General features: G+C 38.5%; 23 protein-coding genes, 1 tRNA gene, 1 pseudogene and 1 riboswitch. Of the genes and pseudogenes, 7 read left to right on the top strand and 18 right to left on the bottom strand.

Going from position 1 to position 19,412, the window contains the following annotated elements; translation table 11 throughout:
- Positions 1-5: 5 nt before the first annotated feature.
- Both M3196_RS03125 and M3196_RS03130 read right to left on the bottom strand, forming a co-directional pair.
- Positions 6-794, bottom strand: a pseudogene (locus tag M3196_RS03125) (ribonucleotide reductase N-terminal alpha domain-containing protein); the annotation flags it as partial.
- Positions 795-1,154: 360 nt separating this feature from the next.
- Entirely contained in the window at positions 1,155-1,991 is an 837-nt protein-coding gene (locus M3196_RS03130; RefSeq protein WP_251320795.1) for a lipoate--protein ligase family protein, read from the bottom strand.
- A gap of 149 nt (positions 1,992-2,140) precedes the next feature.
- Between M3196_RS03130 and M3196_RS03135 the strand changes: the two genes are divergently transcribed.
- A complete protein-coding gene (locus M3196_RS03135) occupies positions 2,141-2,518 on the top strand; it encodes a rhodanese-like domain-containing protein (protein ID WP_251320796.1) in 378 nt (125 codons plus the stop codon).
- A gap of 44 nt (positions 2,519-2,562) precedes the next feature.
- Here M3196_RS03135 and gcvPB read toward each other — a convergent pair whose 3' ends face one another.
- The 3 genes from gcvPB to gcvT are packed head-to-tail and all read right to left on the bottom strand — an operon-like array spanning position 2,563 to position 6,491.
- On the bottom strand, positions 2,563-4,026 hold the full coding sequence (gcvPB, locus tag M3196_RS03140) for an aminomethyl-transferring glycine dehydrogenase subunit GcvPB (RefSeq protein ID WP_251320797.1): 1,464 nt from the start codon (positions 4,024-4,026) through the stop codon (positions 2,563-2,565).
- Positions 4,002-5,366 carry an aminomethyl-transferring glycine dehydrogenase subunit GcvPA gene (gene gcvPA, locus M3196_RS03145; protein ID WP_251320798.1) on the bottom strand — a complete coding sequence of 455 codons (1,365 nt, stop codon included), beginning with the start codon at positions 5,364-5,366 and terminating at the stop codon, positions 4,002-4,004. Before gcvPA ends, gcvPB begins: the two co-directional genes overlap by 25 nt.
- A gap of 24 nt (positions 5,367-5,390) precedes the next feature.
- Entirely contained in the window at positions 5,391-6,491 is a 1,101-nt protein-coding gene (gene gcvT, locus M3196_RS03150) for a glycine cleavage system aminomethyltransferase GcvT (protein WP_251320799.1), read from the bottom strand.
- Positions 6,492-6,665: 174 nt separating this feature from the next.
- Positions 6,666-6,751: riboswitch (glycine riboswitch) on the bottom strand.
- 117 nt (positions 6,752-6,868) lie between these two features.
- Here gcvT and M3196_RS03155 point away from each other — a divergent pair.
- Positions 6,869-8,566, top strand: coding sequence for a DEAD/DEAH box helicase (locus M3196_RS03155; protein WP_251320800.1), 1,698 nt, complete (start codon positions 6,869-6,871; stop codon positions 8,564-8,566).
- Positions 8,535-9,311 carry a YqhG family protein gene (locus tag M3196_RS03160; RefSeq protein ID WP_251320801.1) on the top strand — a complete coding sequence of 259 codons (777 nt, stop codon included), beginning with the start codon at positions 8,535-8,537 and terminating at the stop codon, positions 9,309-9,311. Before M3196_RS03155 ends, M3196_RS03160 begins: the two co-directional genes overlap by 32 nt.
- Positions 9,312-9,688: 377 nt before the next feature.
- On the opposite strand, the gene M3196_RS03165 is transcribed toward M3196_RS03160, so the two are convergent.
- The 9 genes from M3196_RS03165 to comGA are packed head-to-tail and all read right to left on the bottom strand — an operon-like array spanning position 9,689 to position 14,408.
- Entirely contained in the window at positions 9,689-9,877 is a 189-nt protein-coding gene (locus M3196_RS03165; protein ID WP_251320802.1) for a YqzE family protein, read from the bottom strand.
- A 52-nt stretch (positions 9,878-9,929) separates the two neighbouring features.
- Positions 9,930-10,445, bottom strand: coding sequence for a shikimate kinase (locus M3196_RS03170; protein WP_251320803.1), 516 nt, complete (start codon positions 10,443-10,445; stop codon positions 9,930-9,932).
- A gap of 2 nt (positions 10,446-10,447) precedes the next feature.
- Complete coding sequence (comGG, locus tag M3196_RS03175) at positions 10,448-10,828, bottom strand: competence type IV pilus minor pilin ComGG (protein ID WP_251320804.1); 381 nt, start codon at positions 10,826-10,828, stop codon at positions 10,448-10,450.
- On the bottom strand, positions 10,828-11,319 hold the full coding sequence (locus M3196_RS03180) for a ComGF family competence protein (protein WP_251320805.1): 492 nt from the start codon (positions 11,317-11,319) through the stop codon (positions 10,828-10,830). The genes comGG and M3196_RS03180 overlap by 1 nt, the downstream gene beginning before the upstream one ends.
- Complete coding sequence (locus M3196_RS03185) at positions 11,246-11,566, bottom strand: hypothetical protein (RefSeq protein ID WP_251320806.1); 321 nt, start codon at positions 11,564-11,566, stop codon at positions 11,246-11,248. Before M3196_RS03185 ends, M3196_RS03180 begins: the two co-directional genes overlap by 74 nt.
- Positions 11,550-11,960, bottom strand: a complete 411-nt coding sequence (gene comGD, locus M3196_RS03190) for a competence type IV pilus minor pilin ComGD (RefSeq protein WP_251320807.1) — start codon at positions 11,958-11,960, stop codon at positions 11,550-11,552. The genes M3196_RS03185 and comGD overlap by 17 nt, the downstream gene beginning before the upstream one ends.
- 28 nt (positions 11,961-11,988) lie before the next feature.
- Entirely contained in the window at positions 11,989-12,303 is a 315-nt protein-coding gene (gene comGC, locus M3196_RS03195) for a competence type IV pilus major pilin ComGC (RefSeq protein ID WP_251320808.1), read from the bottom strand.
- A 13-nt stretch (positions 12,304-12,316) separates the two neighbouring features.
- Complete coding sequence (gene comGB, locus M3196_RS03200) at positions 12,317-13,351, bottom strand: competence type IV pilus assembly protein ComGB (protein ID WP_251320809.1); 1,035 nt, start codon at positions 13,349-13,351, stop codon at positions 12,317-12,319.
- Positions 13,299-14,408: a competence type IV pilus ATPase ComGA gene (gene comGA, locus M3196_RS03205; protein WP_251320810.1), complete on the bottom strand. Its 1,110-nt coding sequence runs from the start codon at positions 14,406-14,408 to the stop codon at positions 13,299-13,301. The genes comGB and comGA overlap by 53 nt, the downstream gene beginning before the upstream one ends.
- A gap of 123 nt (positions 14,409-14,531) precedes the next feature.
- Here comGA and M3196_RS03210 point away from each other — a divergent pair.
- Positions 14,532-14,606 (top strand) — tRNA-Gln (locus M3196_RS03210).
- A gap of 38 nt (positions 14,607-14,644) precedes the next feature.
- Here M3196_RS03210 and M3196_RS03215 read toward each other — a convergent pair.
- The gene (locus tag M3196_RS03215; protein ID WP_066290907.1) at positions 14,645-15,034 is read right to left on the bottom strand and encodes a Spx/MgsR family RNA polymerase-binding regulatory protein; all 390 of its coding nucleotides are present in this window, start codon (positions 15,032-15,034) and stop codon (positions 14,645-14,647) included.
- Positions 15,035-15,216: 182 nt separating this feature from the next.
- Here M3196_RS03215 and M3196_RS03220 point away from each other — a divergent pair, with 182 nt between their 5' ends.
- Positions 15,217-15,465: a DUF2626 domain-containing protein gene (locus tag M3196_RS03220; RefSeq protein ID WP_066242314.1), complete on the top strand. Its 249-nt coding sequence runs from the start codon at positions 15,217-15,219 to the stop codon at positions 15,463-15,465.
- A 40-nt stretch (positions 15,466-15,505) separates the two neighbouring features.
- Here M3196_RS03220 and M3196_RS03225 read toward each other — a convergent pair whose 3' ends face one another.
- Both M3196_RS03225 and M3196_RS03230 read right to left on the bottom strand, forming a co-directional pair.
- Positions 15,506-16,591 carry an SAM-dependent methyltransferase gene (locus M3196_RS03225; protein ID WP_251320811.1) on the bottom strand — a complete coding sequence of 362 codons (1,086 nt, stop codon included), beginning with the start codon at positions 16,589-16,591 and terminating at the stop codon, positions 15,506-15,508.
- 3 nt (positions 16,592-16,594) lie between these two features.
- On the bottom strand, positions 16,595-17,227 hold the full coding sequence (locus tag M3196_RS03230; protein WP_251320812.1) for an MBL fold metallo-hydrolase: 633 nt from the start codon (positions 17,225-17,227) through the stop codon (positions 16,595-16,597).
- A gap of 77 nt (positions 17,228-17,304) precedes the next feature.
- Between M3196_RS03230 and M3196_RS03235 the strand changes: the two genes are divergently transcribed.
- Entirely contained in the window at positions 17,305-17,697 is a 393-nt protein-coding gene (locus M3196_RS03235; protein WP_251320813.1) for a hypothetical protein, read from the top strand.
- A gap of 110 nt (positions 17,698-17,807) precedes the next feature.
- Positions 17,808-17,993 (top strand): DUF2759 domain-containing protein, encoded by a 186-nt coding sequence (locus M3196_RS03240; RefSeq protein ID WP_066242324.1) that lies wholly within the window; start codon positions 17,808-17,810, stop codon positions 17,991-17,993.
- Positions 17,994-18,041: 48 nt separating this feature from the next.
- Here M3196_RS03240 and M3196_RS03245 read toward each other — a convergent pair whose 3' ends face one another.
- Positions 18,042-19,235 carry a M14 family metallopeptidase gene (locus M3196_RS03245; RefSeq protein ID WP_251320814.1) on the bottom strand — a complete coding sequence of 398 codons (1,194 nt, stop codon included), beginning with the start codon at positions 19,233-19,235 and terminating at the stop codon, positions 18,042-18,044.
- Between the last annotated feature and the right edge of the window lie 177 nt (positions 19,236-19,412).

Here is a 19,412-nt window from a genome sequence, read left to right on the forward strand (position 1 = left end):
TGTTAACGACTACCGCCCTGCTCAACCAGATGAGTAAGCTTCGCAATATCATCCAGCCAGGATACGGAACCTGATGATTTTCCGTTTACGCCTCGTGCCAGTGCATTTTTTGGTCTTAGTGTTGATCCGTTCGTTCCAACACCACCGCCACGGCTCATGATCTCCATCACTTGCTTGCGATGATCTGAGATTCCTTCACGTGAATCTTTTACATAAGGCATAACGTAACAGTTAAAGTACGTTACATCCGTTTCAGCACCGGCCCCGTAAAGAACTCGACCTGCCGGTACGAAGTTCATTTCAGAAAGCTCTTTATAGAATTTCTCGAACGATTCCTGGCGTTTTTCCTCTGTCGTTTCAACGGATGCTAGCCCTGTAGCATTTCTTAGTGCAATCTGCTCGTAGAAAACTTCTAACGGCTTGTCCATTACATCGAGTGATCGTGTTATCAAGCCTGTTTCTGCCTCTTCCGGCTTTTCGAGCACTGCTTTAAATTCATCTTCAACCAAAACCACTGCATTTTTATCGTCCCAGTTGACAGATTGAATGTATCCAAGTCCCCTCGCAGGAAATTTTGGATCTTCTTTTACGGTTAAAACAACAAAATCACCCGGTTTGAGTGTTTTCTTTTCTGTGTCTTTAAAACTGTATCGATCAAGCATCACCAGTCGTGAAACACCTTTATGAGTCGTTTTCATAGTGGACGAAACGGGATGTACTTGAGGGAATTGTGCTATATCTTGATTAAGGGCTTCGTAGTTGATACCCTTTTTAACAGTTGCAACTGTGTCCATATTTTTCCTCCTTTTTCATATTCTCACACATGATGAATGTCTATATCTTGTATGTATATCTTCTACCCCTATACTATATATACGTAAACACCATGTCAAAGAAAAAAAATTGTCAAACTTGAAATCAAGAGTATTATTTAGAATAACGTAGAGAAAAGATTATTTTACATGGTTTTATCAGAAATTTGGCTGAATACTAGATTTGTATTATTTGGAAACTACAAGAACCTATTTAAGACAATGTTTTTAACAAATTCCTTCTTTTTCATAAAAAAAATTAATATCTTGACTTCTTTTTTATTCACTTCTTCTCCCAAAAGAAAAAAATCGACACCTTTTGGAGGTTTCGATTTTCATTTGTTAGCGTCTAAAAGTCCATTCGTCATTTCTATATCTTGTGTCCGCAATTCGTTCTACTTCAGTCCATTGTTCTTCGGTTAAGGAATAAGGAAGTAAATTGATGTTCAAGCCATCTTCAAATCCTTTTTTGAATGCTATTTTCGCATCGTCGATCGTAACTGGGGAATCAAGAAGATCATTTATGGCTACGGCCTTCTTCTTAAACGCATCCTGCATTCTATCTCGCAATCTGTTGCTTGAATACTTAAATAAATCAAAGAGTTTATCTTCGTCTAAATCTAATAGAATAGAGCCATGCTGCAGAATAACGCCTTTTTGTCTTGTTTGGGCGCTGCCAGCAACCTTTCTGCCTTCAACAACCAATTCATACCAGGATGGTGCATCAAAACATACGGCCGATCTAGGATTTTTTAATCCCTCGCGTTCTTCTTCGGTTTTTGGAACTGCAAAATAGGCATCAAGACCTAAACCTTGAAATCCTTCTTTAATTCCTTCAGATATTACCCGGTATGCTTCCGTTACTGATTGCGGCATTGCCTCATGATCTTCTGAAACGATAACGCTGTATGTCAGTTCTTGATCGTGAAGAACACCACGCCCCCCAGTCGGGCGCCTTACAAAACCTAAATTATATTTTTTTACTGCATCAAGGTTTATCTCTTTTTCTACTTTTTGAAAATAACCAATCGATAATGTTGCTGGATCCCATCCATAGAAACGGATAACAGGAGGGATTTTCCCTTCACTATGCCATGTTAACAAAGCTTCATCCATCGCCATATTTATAGCTGGTTCACAATTTCCTGAATCAATATAATACCAATTTTCTTTTTGCATGTTTTTCGTCTCCCTGCCATTCTTTCGTAACTAGTGTACCAAATTCGGAGGTCGTGTCAAAAACAATCGCTTTATTCTATATTTTTCTTTGCCTATAGAGCGGCTCACCGCTATAATTGGGGTAGATTGTTTAAAGGAGTGCTAGCGTTATGGTATGGATTATTTTAATAGGTGTTGTAGTAGCATTATTGGTTTATGTTGTTGGTATGGGGTTATATCAGAAAAAATTCTTAAAGACTCTAACTGAAGATGAATTTAAAGCAGGTTACCGCAAAGCTCAGCTGATTGATGTACGGGAGCCAGAAGAATTTAAAAAAGGACACATTCTGGGCGCTCGTAATATTCCGTTATCTCAGATGAGACAGCGGTTAAAGGAAGTTAGAAATGATCAGCCTGTTTACCTTTACTGCGAAAGCGGATTAAGAAGTGCTCGTGCAGCTAATTTCTTAAAAAAGAGAAAATACGGAAACCTTCATCATTTGCAAGGCGGATTCCGCAAATGGACAGGCCGTGTCAAATCAAATTAAAAAAACAAAGCAGCCCATTACAGGCTGCTTTTTTGTTTGGTGATTCAAGCTTGTTTGCTATATTTTAATACAGGTTTTCTTGCAGCAGTTGCTTCATCCAGTCGTTTTACAACTGTTGTATGAGGCGCTTCTTGCACCAATTCTGGAGTTTCTTCTGCTTCTTTTGCGATTTGAATCATCTTTTCGATGAATTCATCAAGCGTTTCTTTTGATTCTGTTTCAGTCGGCTCGATCATGATCGCCTCTTCTACACTTAACGGGAAGTAGATTGTAGGAGGATGGTAACCGAAATCAAGCAGTCGTTTTGCAATGTCAAGCGTTCTTACACCTAACTTCTTCTGACGGCGTCCTGATAATACAAATTCATGCTTACAATGCTGTGTAAATGGCAGATCAAAGTGTAGCTCTAATCGGCGCATCATATAGTTTGCGTTTAATACCGCATTTTCTGAAACCTGATGTAAACCATCAGGACCCATCGTCATAATGTACGTGAACGCACGAACGTTGATTCCAAAGTTTCCGTAAAATGGTTTTACACGGCCGATAGATTGCGGTCTGTTATATTCAAACTTATATACATCGTCTTCTTTCACAAGTACTGGTTTTGGTAAAAACGGGATGAGTTCAGCTTTTACACCAACTGGTCCTGATCCTGGACCACCACCGCCATGCGGGCCAGTAAATGTTTTATGCAAATTAAGGTGAACAACGTCAAAGCCCATGTCACCAGGCCTTGCAAATCCTAAAATAGCATTCGCATTTGCGCCGTCATAATAAAGCTTTCCGCCCGCTTCATGCACAATCTTAGCCATTTCTAAAATATGCTCTTCAAACAGACCAAGTGTATTTGGGTTTGTAAGCATAAGTGCAGCTACGTCCTGATCCACAACACGTTTTAAATCTTCAAGATCAACAAGACCGCGTTCGTCTGATTTAACTGTGATCGACTCAAATCCGGCTACTGTTGCAGAAGCAGGGTTTGTTCCGTGAGCTGAGTCAGGTACGATTACTTTTGTTCGATTAAAGTCACCGTTTGCTTCATGATAGGCACGGATCATCATAAGACCTGTCCACTCACCATGAGCTCCTGCAGCAGGCTGCAGCGTCACTTCATCCATGCCAGTAATTTCGGCTAATGAAGTTTGAAGACGATACATCATTTCCATAGCACCTTGAACTGTCTCTTCATCTTGAAGCGGATGAATATGAGCAAATCCAGGAAAACGTGCTACGTCTTCATTAATTTTTGGGTTGTATTTCATCGTACAAGAACCTAATGGATAAAATCCAGAATCTACACCATGGTTACGATTCGATAACGCTGTATAGTGACGAACGATCTGCAGTTCAGAAACTTCTGGAAGCTCAGGTTCTTCTGTGCGTAAATAATCGGAAGGAATAATAGACTCCACATTTACTTCTGGTACATCAAGATCCGGAATAGAATAGCCAACTCTGCCCGGCTTTGATAATTCAAAAATTAGTGACTGATGTTCTGTACGCATGATAACCCCTCCAATACATTTGCAAGCTGATCGATTTCTTCTTTTGTACGCATTTCAGTTACCGCAATAAGCATATGGTTTTTCAGTTCAGGATAAGAAAGCCCAAGGTCGTAGCCTCCAATAATACCTGATTCTATTAGTGTTTGATTAACTTCTTTAGCTGAGCATTTAAGTTCGATTACAAACTCATTAAAGAACGGTCCTGTGAAAGCTGATCGTAAGCCTTTATCTTCAAGTACCTTTTTTGCATATTGTGCTTTTTGAATATTTTGATGAGCTACCTCTTTAACACCTTTTTTACCAAAGGCAGTCATGGCAATCGATGCAGCAAGGGCATTCAATGCCTGGTTGGAACAGATGTTGCTTGTCGCTTTATCACGTCTGATATGCTGTTCTCTTGCTTGCAATGTTAAAACAAATCCACGCTTGCCGTCTTCATCAACCGTCTGGCCAACTAAGCGTCCCGGAACTTTACGCATAAGTTTGCTTGTTACAGCAAAGTATCCGCAGTGAGGTCCACCAAAGCCTTGAGCGATACCAAAAGGCTGTGCATCACCAACAACGATGTCAGCGCCAAACTTGCCAGGAGGAGTTAATGCACCTAAAGCTAATGGGTTGGAAGAAACAACGAACATGCCTTTATTCTCGTGAATGATCTCTTCAATCTCTTTTAACGGTTCAATCTGTCCAAAGAAGTTAGGGTATTGAACAATTACACAAGCTGTTTCTTCATTTACAGCGTTACGCAGTTCATTTATAGAAGTCACACCGTTTTCAACGTCTACTTCAACGACTTCCAAGCGCTGGCCTTTTGCGTACGTTTTCAGAACATCACGAGATTCTGGATGAACGGATTTTGATACAATGATTTTCTTTCTGCGTGTCTGTGCAGCTGACAATAATCCCGCCTCTGCAAGTGATGTACCGCCATCATACATGGAGGAGTTTGCTACATCCATGCCTGTTAATTCACAGATCATGGTTTGAAATTCAAAGATCGCCTGAAGCTCACCTTGGGAGATTTCCGGCTGATAAGGTGTATAAGCCGTGTAAAATTCGGAACGTAACAGCATATGGTTTACGATAGATGGTGTGTAATGATCATAAACACCTGCACCTAAGAATGAAGCATATTCCTTTGTGTTTTTATTCATCGCAGCCAATCGGCCCATCTCTTTTACAAGCTGAGGCTCGGATAAAGCTTCTTCGATCTCCAGACGGCCTTTAAAGCGAACCTCTTCAGGAATATCTTTAAAAAGTTCTTCTGTAGTTTCAATACCAATCGTCTCAAGCATTTCCTTTTTATCTTGGTCTGTCATCGGCAAATAGCGGAACGTCATTGTTTCTCCTCCTTAATAAAAGAATTATTTTCCTCGTTTATAAAATGGTGATGATACAACTTTTGCTTTTAAGCGTTTTTGACGGATCTGCACATCTACTTCTGTGCCAAGTTCGGTATATTCTTTTTCAAGAAGCGCAAGTCCAAGGTTTTTCTTTAGTGAAGGAGACTGCGTACCCGTCGTTACCTCACCAATTTTTTTCTCACCATTAAACACTTCATAGTGAGAACGCGGGATACCCTTGTCGATCATCTCAATTCCAACTAGCTTTCTTGATGCCCCATTTTTCTTTTGCTCAGCAAGTACTTCTTTTCCAATAAAGTCGGCTTCTTTATCTGTTTTCACTGCAAAACCGATACCAGCTTCAATCGGTGTAATATCTTTTGTAAGTTCTTGGCCGTAAAGTGCAAGTTTTGCTTCAAAACGGAGAGTGTCACGTGCACCTAATCCTGCTGGAAGCAATCCATCTTCAGTACCTGCTTCTAAAATGGATCTCCATAGCTTTTCGGCATCCCCAGTTTTTAAATATATCTCGAATCCATCTTCACCTGTATAACCTGTTCTAGATACTAAAGAAGGAATTCCCGCCAGCGATACATCCTCTTTGAAACGGAAGAAACCGATTTCAGCAAGATCTGTATCTGTCAGCTTTTGAAGAATCATTTCTGCTTTTGGCCCTTGAATAGCTAACTGTGCATATTCAGGTGAAACGTTTACTAGCTCTACACCTTCTGGTTTATGGCTGTTCAGCCATTCAAAATCTTTTTCAATGTTCGATGCATTCACAACTAACAAATAATCATTTTCATCTCTTTTATAAACTAAAAGATCATCTACAGTACCGCCATTTTCATAACACATTGCTGTATATTGGGCCTGTCCGTTCTGCAGTTTAGAAACATCATTCGTCATGGTATATTGCAAGAATGACAATGCGTTCGAACCTTTTACTTCAAACTCTCCCATATGGGAAACATCAAACAACCCTGCTTGAGTACGTACCGCTTCATGTTCCTCTTTAATACTTGAAAATTGAACCGGCAATTCCCATCCACCAAAATCAATCACTTTTCCACCGTGTTCTTTGTAGATTTCGAATAACGGTGTGCGCAATAATGTAGCCATGTGAATTCCTCCCTTTTTCATACTTTAAAATTTTCAATCATTTCTGGACAAAAAAAGGACAGAGAGACCCCTTCAATTAGGAATCCTCTGTCCTGCAACCGGTAAGTTTCTCAAAATACTTTGAGTTTCTTCGTTGGTGGCTTTCATCTATTTTAAAAGCACTCTCCAGAGATGCGTCTAGCAAGAGTCTTTTTGCCTGAGAGTTTCACAATTGTTTGCTCCTTCGGCGCCGCTAAAGCAGTCTCTCCTCTTACTTTCATTCGCGAGTATGTTATTGTCCAAGGTCGCACATACTATTACTATGTTTACTACATTATTATCCTATCATTTTTACAAATGGAATGGCAATGAACTTTTTTAAGGAAAGGAAATCCAGTATGAAAATCGACGTTCAGTTTCAGCGAGATTGGCATGATGACTTTTTAAAGCGTGTGGAAGAAGATGGACCATGGGCAAATTGGGAGTTGTACAACTTGGCGCTCGAGGCGGAACATCACCTGGCTATACCTGAATTTTTAGGACTGCAAGCTCCTGGCCACCTCCCACAGATGACTTTTCTGCCTCATCAGCTGGACGTTGCAACTACCGTTATTGAACAAATGAACGGAAAAGCAATCCTGGCAGATGAGGTAGGATTAGGAAAGACGATCGAAGCTGGATTAATTTTAAAAGAATACATGATTCGCCGGCTTGCTAAGAAAATCCTGATACTCGTTCCTGCCTCCTTAGTCATTCAATGGACAAATGAGCTTAATCAAAAGTTCTTTATACCTGCAGTTGCTCAGAAGAAGTCTTATGTTTGGGAACAATGTGACGTAGTCGTGTCATCTATTGATACAGCAAAGCGGGCACCTCACCGGGATATTGTTCTGAATCAGGATTATGACCTGATTATTATTGACGAAGCGCATAAACTAAAAAATAAAAAAACAAAAAACTATGAATTTGTACAGCTGCTGAAAAAGAAGTTTTGCTTACTTTTAACAGCAACACCTGTTCAAAATAGAGTCGAGGAAATCTTTAATCTTGTTTCATTGCTGAAGCCGGGGCATTTAGGCAACAGAGAAAATTTTGATAAAGATTTTAAGGAAGATAAGTATTCTTTGAAGAACGAAGAGAAGCTGAAGCAGCTGGTTAATAAAGTAATGGTCCGGAACAGAAGAGAGGAAACCGGCTTAAAGTGGCCAAAGCGGCTTGTTAAAACGATTCCTATTACATTATCAAAAACAGAACGGGATCTTTATGACGAAATTACAAAACTAAAAAGAGAACCTTACTTTGACAGAAGCAAGTTTTCTGTAGTCACCTTGCAGCGTGAAGCCTGCAGTTCAAGAGAAGCTGTATTTTTAACATTAAAAAATATGCTTCAAAAGGATGTCCCTTCAACATTCATGGAAAACCGTATTATTGAGTTGATGAAGAAAATTGAACTCGTTGATCAGAATACTAAAGCGCAGAAATCCCTTGAACTGATCCAATCTATTGATTCTAAGGTTATTATTTTCACAGAATATCGTGCAACACAATTGTACTTGCAATGGTTTCTGCAGCAGCACGGTATATCTTCAGTCCCTTTTAGAGGCGGATTTAAACGAAGCAAAAAAGACTGGATGACACACTTGTTTAAAACCCGTGCTCAAGTTTTAATCGCAACAGAAGCTGGCGGTGAGGGAATTAACCTGCAATTCTGCCAGCATATCATTAACTACGATCTCCCTTGGAATCCTATGAGAATCGAACAGCGCATCGGACGTATCCACCGGATTGGACAGCAGGGTGATGTGCACATCTATAATTTTGCCACGCAGAACACAATAGAAGAACACATTTTAAACCTGCTTTATAACAAAATTAATCTGTTCGAAAGTGTTATTGGAGAACTAGATGAGATACTAACAAAGTTTGAAATAAAAAATATCGAACGACATATTTCAGATATTCTGAGCACTTCTGACAGTGAGGGTGAAATAAGGGTGAAGATGGATAACCTTGCTTCGCTCATTAATTTAGATGGCGGAATCAGACAGAAAGGATGGGAAGAGCATGCAGCAGCACGAGATACATCGATTTCTTGAACGGTATTTTGATGCAAACGAATGCCGGATTCTCGAGAAGAACTTTAGTTATATGAAGGTTCAACTAACAATTGAACTGGATAAAGTACTCATGAACCGCCCATTCTATTGGCACTACCTTGAAAAAACCGGTGGAACACCTAATCCTATGACATTAACACTTGTAACCGGACAACAGCAATCCCCTGATGGAAAAGGAGAATTTATTCATTTTGGTTCTCCACGTCTTCATCAAATATTTGCATCAACTAAAAAGCTAGCTTCATTTATCCGGCTTTATGAGTCCGTACCGCAGCAAGGCGCCCAAGTACCTCTGCAGCCCTGGCTCTGTTTAAATGTGAAAGTTACTTATCAATGTGATCAAAAAAAGGATCGGGTTCTATCCTACGGAATCCAGCTAATAAACGGCACAATAGAAGATCAGTTTCATAATCGGCTGCAAAAGCTACTACTAACAAAAAGAATTCCTGATTTTTGCTATACACTTTCTCCTTTTATTAAACCAGCAAGTGCGATTAAAAGACTCGAGTCCAAAATACAGGAAATTATCGACCAGGATGACCATACTTGGGCAGAAGATGCTAAGAGTCGCTGGAAAGAAGATCTGGATCTTTTAGAAAGTTTCTATGAAGATCTATTAACAAAACCAGAATCTTATCATGTAGAAAAAGAAGCGCTTCGTACGCAATACGAACCAAAGATTATTGTAGAAATTATAAACGGGGGGCTCTTTTATCTTTCATAAAGGCTGTTTTCGTAACCTTTGTTGTCTTTTGAGTGGTTGATTTCCCTTTCAGTATACTCGCTTTCCGCGAGGGGTGCGGGGAGCTTTGGTCGAAAATAGATGAAGTACTGCTCCTGCGTCTACAAGAAAATTTTGTTCAAGCGAGCTTCCTCGTCGCATGCCTTAAGAAGAATAATCAGGCAGATGGCACGCTGCTTCCGCAAGAGTCTCGCACCTTGCACTTCAATCAACTTGTCAATGAAGGCTCTTTACCAAAATGACCCAAAAACAACAGTCTTTTAAAAAAGAGCTTTCATAATGAGCTTATAATAAAAGTGTATTTTTTAAAAAACAAAAGCCAGGTTATGCACCCGGCTTAATCCTTTTTCCAGCCATAATTACCTTTTTCGTTTCTTTCTGAACGCAAGTCCTAAACCCATTGGCAAAACTCCGAACAGATAGGTTAGAAGCGGTTCTTTTTCGTTTTTCTTTGTAAGTTTTCTTTCTTTTCTTACCGCTTTTGGTTCATCTAAATATTTTACAATCTTCTGTGTAAGATACTTTACAACATCAGTTCCTGCAGCCATAAACAAAACTCCTTATCATATAACATTCACTATTTTAGTTTTGTCTTATTGTTCAGGAATTAAACCGATGCAGCTCCAATAGTATTTGTTCGCTGACTTCTTCAGTGGTTAAATGATCTGTTATGATTGTGATATCACTTTTTTCATAAAGTTTGCTGCGCTTATTAAATAGCTCGAGAATATCTTCTCTTGAATTTGTCAGTAATAACGGTCTTTTCTTTTTTTCTTCTTCCTTCATCAATCTATCCCATAATACTGGAAAGCTAGTTTTTAAATAGACGACTGTTCCTTTGCTTTTCATATACAAAAGGTTTTCTTCCCGGACGACGGCACCTCCTCCAGTCATGACTACCGCATGCTCAAGCGGCAGCTGCCGAATTGCAAGCGATTCGTAATTTCGGAATGCTTCCTCACCTTCATTACGGAATATTTCTTTTATCGTTTGTCCCCTTTGTTTTTCAACCGTCGTATCTACATCGTATGGCGGAACTTCCAGTCGTTTGGAAAGAAGTTTTCCTACTGATGATTTACCGCACCCCATAAAACCTACTAGATATATGGTGTTCAAATTTAACCCTCCACCCATTTTTCAACGCTATTCTGGCTTACATTATAATATACTTCAGCCTTTTTTGTATGCTGCTTATCTGTGACAGCTTCAACCGTTATTTGTCTTTCATCTTCCCCGGTTGGATTGATCTTTATATGAATCATACCTTCATTTAATTTTAATTGATATTCAAGAGGAAATACTTCACGATGATCCTTTGCGAGAATTATCCCCCTTTCCATTCCTTGCTGGACAAGACGTATTTGTTTTAATTGTTCTTCCTGCATATACACAAACTGCCGCTGAGATAACACTATTTCGGTTAAGTAGCCAAAAAAGATAAGGATCAAAAAACACAAAGTGAGGACGAGAGGATAGACAGCACCTCTTTCATTATTCATTATTCTACCCTCCTGAAAAGCCGCTGATATACGTGTCCTTTATCATCGATAATCTTGACTGTAAGCAGGACATCTGATTGTATTTCCAGCACCAACTCACTAATATTCTGTACCCATACTTCGTGTCCTAATCCATTTACTTGTTTACGAATAAGAGAATGATATTTTGAGAAGCTTATCACGTTTCCATCTGAATGTGTAATGAATAAAGAATTGTTATTCACCTCTATTATCTCTCCTTCTCTTATTTCTTTTCCTAACATTGTGAAAAATAAGGACGTTTCTTCCAGCTGAGAAATAGCAGGCTGTTTTTGGATGGGGATAAACAAAAGTGGTAATAGTGAGGAAAGCAGGAGCAATACTGTTAAAGCTATGATGGTTTCAATTAGTGTAGTCCCGCTTTGATAGACTGTATATCTAGTAATAGCTCGAACAAACCGTATATTCTTTCTGATTTGCAGCTTGAAACTGAATACAGACTTTATATTCATCTGTTACTCCCTTTTCAGTTGATAATCTATATCGGGCTCCATTTCTAGCCCACTCCTTATCCCCTGCTTGAATTTTGTTTACGGAGAATCGGTCGGCCTCTTCAATCGCATATAATAACTGCTCTGTCGTTTTCTGCTCTTGATTCAATACAGAGATATAAGGCAAACAAATCGAGGCAATGGCTGAAAACAATAATAAACTTAGCATGGATTCCATGAGCAAGTACCCTTTATTGCTTCGTAACATAAAATTTTCCTTTACCAATCTGAAATACCATTTTATACGATTGTTTTTCAGAATAGATATAAAGCGTACCTGCTCTGCTAATGTTGCCATATTGGTTAAACTGGATCGACAAGATCATGGAGTGACCTTCAACTATAATATGTTTGGGAATAGAACGGTTAATATGGTTATTTGAACCATTTGCTCTTATCTTGTAGATATGTTCATCATTATTGAATGTTATACTGTATACCCTGCTTTCATTAATGGCCTTTTGCTGTATATGGATAATGTCTTTTTGAAGTGAACTTAAAAAGTATTCTGTCTTTCTGTTTTTCATAAACGAATCAAATTTTGGATATGCTACGGAACCGATTATCCCCATTATTAAAAGAACAATCATCATCTCGATCATTAGATATCCGGCCTGTTTTTTGAATTTTTTATTCAGGAGTCTCTTCCTCTTTACTAATACTGACTTTACCTTCACTGTCAATCAGCAAAGGCTGTTTGTCGGGACATTCTTCTGTATCGATGTAGCCTTTGGTATACAGTTCATTAATCGTCGGCAATCTATTATGTTCAGCTTCATAAGCCCCTACCTGTCCTTGCACGAGGTCTATCGTCGCTTCACATCCAAGGGATTTCACAATAGCGTTATTTTTAGCCATGCTCGGCAATGCAATTAGCATCAAAACTGAAATGATAAGCAGAACGATCATCATTTCAATTAATGTGAATCCAGCTTCATTCTTCAATCATATACCTCCTTTATAAAGCATCCATAAGTTTAAACATCGGCAATAACATAGAGGCAAACATGAGTAGGACATACCCTCCTATAAACGCAAACAGAATAGGCTGTATTTTTTGGAGTTCAGATACAATCTTCTCTTCCAATTCAATAAAGATCCATTCACCGTATTGAATTAATTCTGTTCCCAACTCTCCATGAGCTTGCCCCAAACGGACAACCCCAGACATCTCTTTCGCATAATAAGGTTTATCGAGTAAAAGATCATGCAATGGTTTTCCATCTATCAATCCTTTTTGCAATCTTTTACTCTCTTCTTGAAAAAAACCTTTTCTCATATGTTTTTCCATCACAATTAAGGCGTCTGTTACAGGCAGTCCGCTTTTTAACATTGAACCAAAGTTGATGCTGAAAAAGTGTGAATTCCTTAATTTGATAAACTTTTTTAATATGGGTATCGCCAATAATAAACTCATTTGGTCCGAGTAACTGACTCTCCTTTTTACTAAATAGATTACGATCCAGCTAATTAACAATACAATTAAAACTCCAATGATCAGGTATGGAAACATCGCCAGAATTGAAAGCATAATTTCAGTAAATAAGGGGGTCTTTACTTCCAAAGAAGAAAAAAGAAGAGTAAATTGCGGAAAAAGGAAATGGTAAAATAAGATACCGATCCACGCAGTAAGAAATAACAAAAACAACGGGTACCTTAATGTTTTATTTAGTCTGCTCTGCCACTCAGCTTTCTTTTTCATGAAGGTTCCATTTTCCTTTAAGCTAACCGTTAAATTTCCGTTCACACTGTTAATGGATAAAGAACTTATTACTTCATCAGGAAGCTTAAGCTTTGAGAATGCTTCTATTAACGAATTACCTGAGGACAATACATCTAGAAAGTTATCCAATAAAACCTGGTTTTTAGGCGGGAACTGAGATCTTAAGAGCTCAATACATTTATTTATTGAATATCCCTGGCCTAATAAAATACCCAGTTTATAAAGAAAAGCCCCTTGCTCTGCTCTTTTCCACCGTTTCTTCTTGAACATGGTATTGTCCTCCCATCCATTTCTCATAACTCTCCTTCGTCATAAATCCCGCTGCAAAAGCGTGATTAAAATAATATGAGAGATTTTTATAAAATGGCATAACAGGATGACCGTTTGTATGGATGGCAGTTTCTAAATCTTTGCTGCTTAAAATTTCATATATGCCTGCCCTTCTGAACGTTCTTGATTTAAAACAGAAATCATCACAGTAATCCCCGCAATATCGGCAAGGTACCGAGATTAGCCTTTGAGATACAACTCCCATCAAAGTCTGTTTCAGTTCTGCCTCTCGAATACCGAACTCCCTGAGACGTTCGATGCACCCCATACAATCTGCTGCATGCATGGTAGACAATACTAGATGACCTGTTAATGATGCACGGATCACTAACCTTGCTGCAGCTTCATCACGTATTTCCCCTATCATGATTACATCAGGGTCATGGCGCAGTAACGATTTAAAACCTTCACCATATGTCACACCTGCTTTTTCGTTGATTTCCATTTGCAAGAGGGAATCTACTTTGCGTTCAACAGGATCTTCAAGTGTGACCACCTGGCGTTTGTAGTGGTACTGAAGATATTGAAGCAAAGAATAAAGCATTGTCGTTTTTCCTGAACCTGTTGGTCCGGTAAATAAGAGCAAACCGTTGGAACGTTTAATGAGTAAAATGAGTTTTTGAAGGACTTGAGGAAAAAGAGATAATTCATGAATGGATAAGGTTTCTTGCTGAGGGAGTATACGGATTACAAGAGATTCATTAAAAGCAGAAGGAATGGCAGATAGACGAAGATGAAGGTTGATATTGTTAATCATGGTATCCATAGCACCGCTTTGAGGCTTTCGGTGTTCACCGATATCCATTCGCGCTAAGTATTTGAAGTGAGAAATGATACGAACGTACTCCTCTGCTTGAAGAGTTCTATATTCCAGTAATCTTTCATCAATTCTAAATTGAACAACGCCTCCTTTTTTAATTGGAATAAAATGAATATCTGACGCATTTTGTGCTGCTGCTTCATGTAAAATAGATCTGCCCAATGATTTTATCGGCAAGTACTATCGACCTCCTTTTTATTTCGTGTTATAAAACTTACTTCATGAAAAGAAGATTTCCTGCAGTTTTTTTAAAAAACGTGCATATAAATTTCGACAAAGCCCATACTACTATTGTTGCATTGGGCTATAGCCAAGCGGTAAGGCAACGGACTTTGACTCCGTCATGCGTTGGTTCGAATCCAGCTAGCCCAGCCAAAAAAATAACACTCTTAGCAATTTAAGAGTGTTTAAAATCAGGACACATGACTTGAAATGTGTTCTTTTTCTTTTTTATGGCATAATTTTTTCATGTCACCAGGACTGTACCCAGCAATGAGCTGTTCTCCGTCTGTCACGAGCGGACGTTTTAGCAGCTTGGGGTTCTTTGTTAAAAGCTCGAGCAGTTCGTTCGTGGAAAGGTCATAGATATCAACATCGAGAGATTTAAACGATTGGCTTCGCTTGGCAAGTATATCTTCCGTTCCAGCCTTCGTAAGCTTTAATAATTCCCTGAGTTCTTCAACTGAAGGGGTTTCCTTAAACAAATGTCTTTCTTCGAATGATACTTTATTTTGTTTAAGCCACATTTTGGCCTTTCGGCATGAAGTGCAGCTGGGATATGTGTAGAATGTAATTGAATTCATATGACTTCACTCCTTTTGGTTTACATTACCTTTTAAAGAGGCATAATAAACCAAAATCAGCCTACTTGAAGTAAAAAAATTGAAATGATTTTTATCCGCTTACAATTGTCGTTTACAAGAGAGTGGAAACTCATATATAATACTAAAGGATACAAGTATTGGCGAAAAAAGGAGGGATACATATGTCAAGAATGTATAAGGTTTTGGGCTTCTGGACAGGAATTATTGGTGTCATGGCTTATCTTGGCGATATGCAGGACATGGCGTTATTGTTCTTAGGACAAACGATTATGTTCGTTTCATTAGGTTATTTGAACTTATCTGAACGTATGTATATTTATATCTTTGGTGCATATTTAACAGTTTTCTTTGTCGGTTTTACATACTGGTCAACATTTATGATGACTCCTGGAGCTGGCGGAGGTCATTAATTAAAAAGGTATTAACAGCTCATAAAAAAACGGACCGTTTTCAAACGGACCGTTTTTTTTGTTGCAGTATTTGAAAGCCATTGGCAAGAGTACTATCTAAAAGAAAAGATCGAATTGCCCTGTTCCTCCTATGCTCAACAGAGAAGGGATCCGTTTGTTGTGATTCTTTAAGGTATAAAAGTAAACCTTCTTTAAGCAAAAATTCACCCTGAACGTTAAAATCTATCTTTTGGACACCGTGTTTTTCTGCAGCATTTTCAACCTGGCCCCAGTTAACATGATAAGTAATATCCATTTCACCTGGATAAGATAAAGGATCATTCTCGATCTGATGTTTGTAATATCCGCGAATACTGCCGTTCTTTAAGCTTCCTTTATTCCATTCATCACTTTTATAGCCATAATCAATAAAGTAATAAACGGTGCCTGCTCTGGTCCATTCATAAATGGAATTCAGCCAGTTTAACATTTGAAACGATACTTCCAGCTCGGAATCATTCTTTCTTGATGCAAAAAGATTTTCTAACTCCACCGTCAAATAAATGTCTTCGATCTTCTTAAATTTAAATTCCAACTGATTTTCTTTTTTATTAAAAACGACTGTCTTCTCATACCAGCCATTCTCTCGGTTTTGAAAAATTCTTAAAGGAAAAGCATCCAAAACCTCATTTGCAAAAATAATACCTTTAAATTCAGGATAATTTTCTTTAAGATCATCCAATGAAGATAATACCGTTACACTATGCCCATCTAATTCTTCCTGTAGCAATTGACGGTGATAAGGACTTCTCTCAACGATAATATAAGTTATAGGGTGCTCATCACGATCTTCTTCCCACGCTGATAATACATGTTTTGCAAAGCGCCCGTTTCCTGCACCAAATTCCACAACCACAGGGTCTAGGCTATACTTCGAAATCGTATTAGCGAATACATTCGCCCAAATCTTTCCGAAGACGTCTGAAACAGAACTGGCTGTATAAAAATCGCCGTTTTTCCCTATCTTTTCATTTGTTTTCATGTAATATCCGTGTTCTGGATGATAGAGAGCATACTCCATGTATTGCTCTAAAGTCATCCACGAATGCTGCTCTAAATATTGTTTTACTATGGTTGTAATACCCACCCTTTAAAACCCGCCTAAGAAAGGATTCGAGTCCATTTCCATCCCAATTGTCGTTTCAGGACCATGGCCAGAAAGTACAACTGTCTCTTCTGGAAGCTGCAGCAATTTTTCATGAATACTATTTAGCAGTGTTTTCTGGTCACCGCCATATAGATCTGTTCTCCCGATACTTCCCGCAAACAACGCGTCCCCTGAGAATACAGCTCCTGCTCCTTTCAAGTAAAACGAAACACTCCCTGGAGAGTGTCCAGGGGTAGCGAGAACTTCAAATGAAAATGACCCGATTTTTAAGGTTTTATCACTATCCGATAACAAATGGCTTGCTGGTTTTGCCGTGATGCGGTGCCCAAAATGAATGGATCCGTTCTTTTTTGTATTAGTAAGCCAGTCCTGCTCCTTTTTATGAATATATAAGGGAAGCTTGTATCTATCTCTAACTGAATCTACAGCGCCAATGTGGTCAAAATGAGCATGTGTCAGTAAAATGGCCAATGGTTTTAATTTAAGAGAATCTATGTGCTGAATAATTTTTTGGCCTTCACTGCCCGGATCAATAATAATTGCTTCATTATTTGAATGATAAAGGATATATGTATTTTCTTGAACTGGGCCAACGGTAAGTTTCTTCCATCTCATATTTGTACCTCCAATTTCAATTGCAACTTATTTCTTTCTATCTTACACTAAAATAGTCAAAAATACGGAGGAAAAGCATGAAGGTTTGTCATGGATTAGAAAATTGCGCAGAGGGTGTTACTGTTATTGACCAAGACGGGGATTTTATAATTACTGATTTTAAAGGTGAATTGTCGGATGCCATTCCTCTGTTATTTATACAGCCATATAAAACCACAATACTTCTAGAAGATTATGGATTCTTTTCTGAAAGTGGGAAATGTTATTTATATCTGGATATGATTTTCGCTTTTTCTATTAAGGATGGAGAAGAAAAACAAATAGATATGTTTCTTCTTCAACTGGAAGAAGAACTTATTGCTGAAGTTCATGATAAAGAGTTTATATATTTCGTTAGTGATCATAATAGACCTCTCGTTCAAAAATGGGCAGCTTCTTATCAAGTAGGGATTGAATTCATATTGTTGTAAATGTTCACTCGACAAACAGAGATAAAACAAGTAAAATAATACAAGGTTATACCTGTGTGAAAGCGTTATACATAGGATTGGATTACTCCAAAGCAAGGGGGCACAGAATAATGGGATTAGCCATTATATTCGGCTTAGTAGCTATTTTAGCTGCATTGGGACTGTTACGTTCGTTAAAAATTAAAAACTTAATGGCTGCAGGCTTTGCGTTCTTAACGTTTGCTGTATTTGGCTGGTTTACAGTCATGACTGTACTTGACGTATTAGTTGGCAGCGGCGGATCAACAGGCCATTAAAACTCGAAAAACCATCAGAATAAATTCTGATGGTTTTTCTATATGAGCTTACATATATAAACTGGCGAGCAAGATACCCCGTGTATCTTTATAAATCTCTTCAAACTGTTCTAATGGCAATGGGTTTACTCCGATTCCAAGTTCAATCGTAAATCCTGGCTTTCTAAACTCCTGAATAAACCAATCCTTGTATCCGGCGTAGCTGTCTACATACCTAATGGCTTTATATCCACTGACACGTTCAAATTCCTCTGCAATTTGTTTTGATAGTGGCATAGGTTCTTCCCCTTCAAAGCCCCAATATAGCTCCTTTCCTTGCGTATGAAGAGCTACCACCCTATCAAAGTTATAATTTTCGGTTGCCTGAACCATTGCAATGGCTTCAGGTTCTGTTAATGGTTCTTTTCCGGGATAATCTCTAGATGCAGGCTGTTTAGGTTTCCTTGGCTGTTCAAGCTCCCACCTTGCAGGAAACTGATTATTCAGATCCACACCTCTAATATTGGCCTTCCATGCTGAAAAGTCTTTTTTTCCGTTGTTTAATTTTGATACAAAATCTTTTAATTCAGGATCTGGTGGGGGCCCATTTAAAACGAGGTCTACACCATCGGGATCAACCATCGGTATGGCAAGCAAAGTGGTATTTTTGTATAGATCGCCTGAAGAAACTTCATTTATCGAAGCATCGCAGGTTAAGGCTTGAGCATATTCGTTTATAAACTTCATGAGTATTCCCGTTGTGATCCATTCATTTCCGTGAAAAGAACCATTAATATGGACCTTTTTTCTTCCTTTTCCGATGATGAGCATATCAATTGGTTTTCCTTGAACTGAATTGCCTATCGTTTGTTTTTTGATAAAAGGATACGTTTGCAGTAATTGATCCATGTCTTGCATCAGCGCTTGACTATCATATTTTCGCTTTCCTTTTATACAAGGAAATGGTATGAGATAAGGGATATTGATTTCATCATTCACAAATATTTTCTTTGGATGGACTTCCGGGTTGAATAAATAAAGCGTATCAAGCGGTATATCTTTTTCCTCAGCGATTTTAAAGAATGTGTCACCCTTTTTAATCTTGTAGCGCTGAACAGCGACTCCAGGTATATTAATTTTTTGACCTGCTTCAATATTCCCAGGCATCACGTTGGGATTTGAATCTTTAATTAAAGTATAAGGGATAGACAAAAGTCTGGAATAGTACCAAAGCGAGTCCCCATTTCGAACGATGATTTCCAATTAGAGCCCTCCCTAAAAACGTCCTCTTAAAGATGTATGATACCTCTCTGTATATATGCATAAAGAAAACACGGCTGACAGTTATCCTTTATCCCTCATCCTATGCTGCACTTATACTTTAGTCCTAACCTTTCTTACTGCTCCGTATATTCAGCAGTTAACATAGTATCTTTTTTA

Origin of the sequence: Fictibacillus nanhaiensis (assembly GCF_023715445.1) — a bacterium.
Lineage (GTDB): Bacteria > Bacillota > Bacilli > Bacillales > Fictibacillaceae > Fictibacillus > Fictibacillus nanhaiensis_D.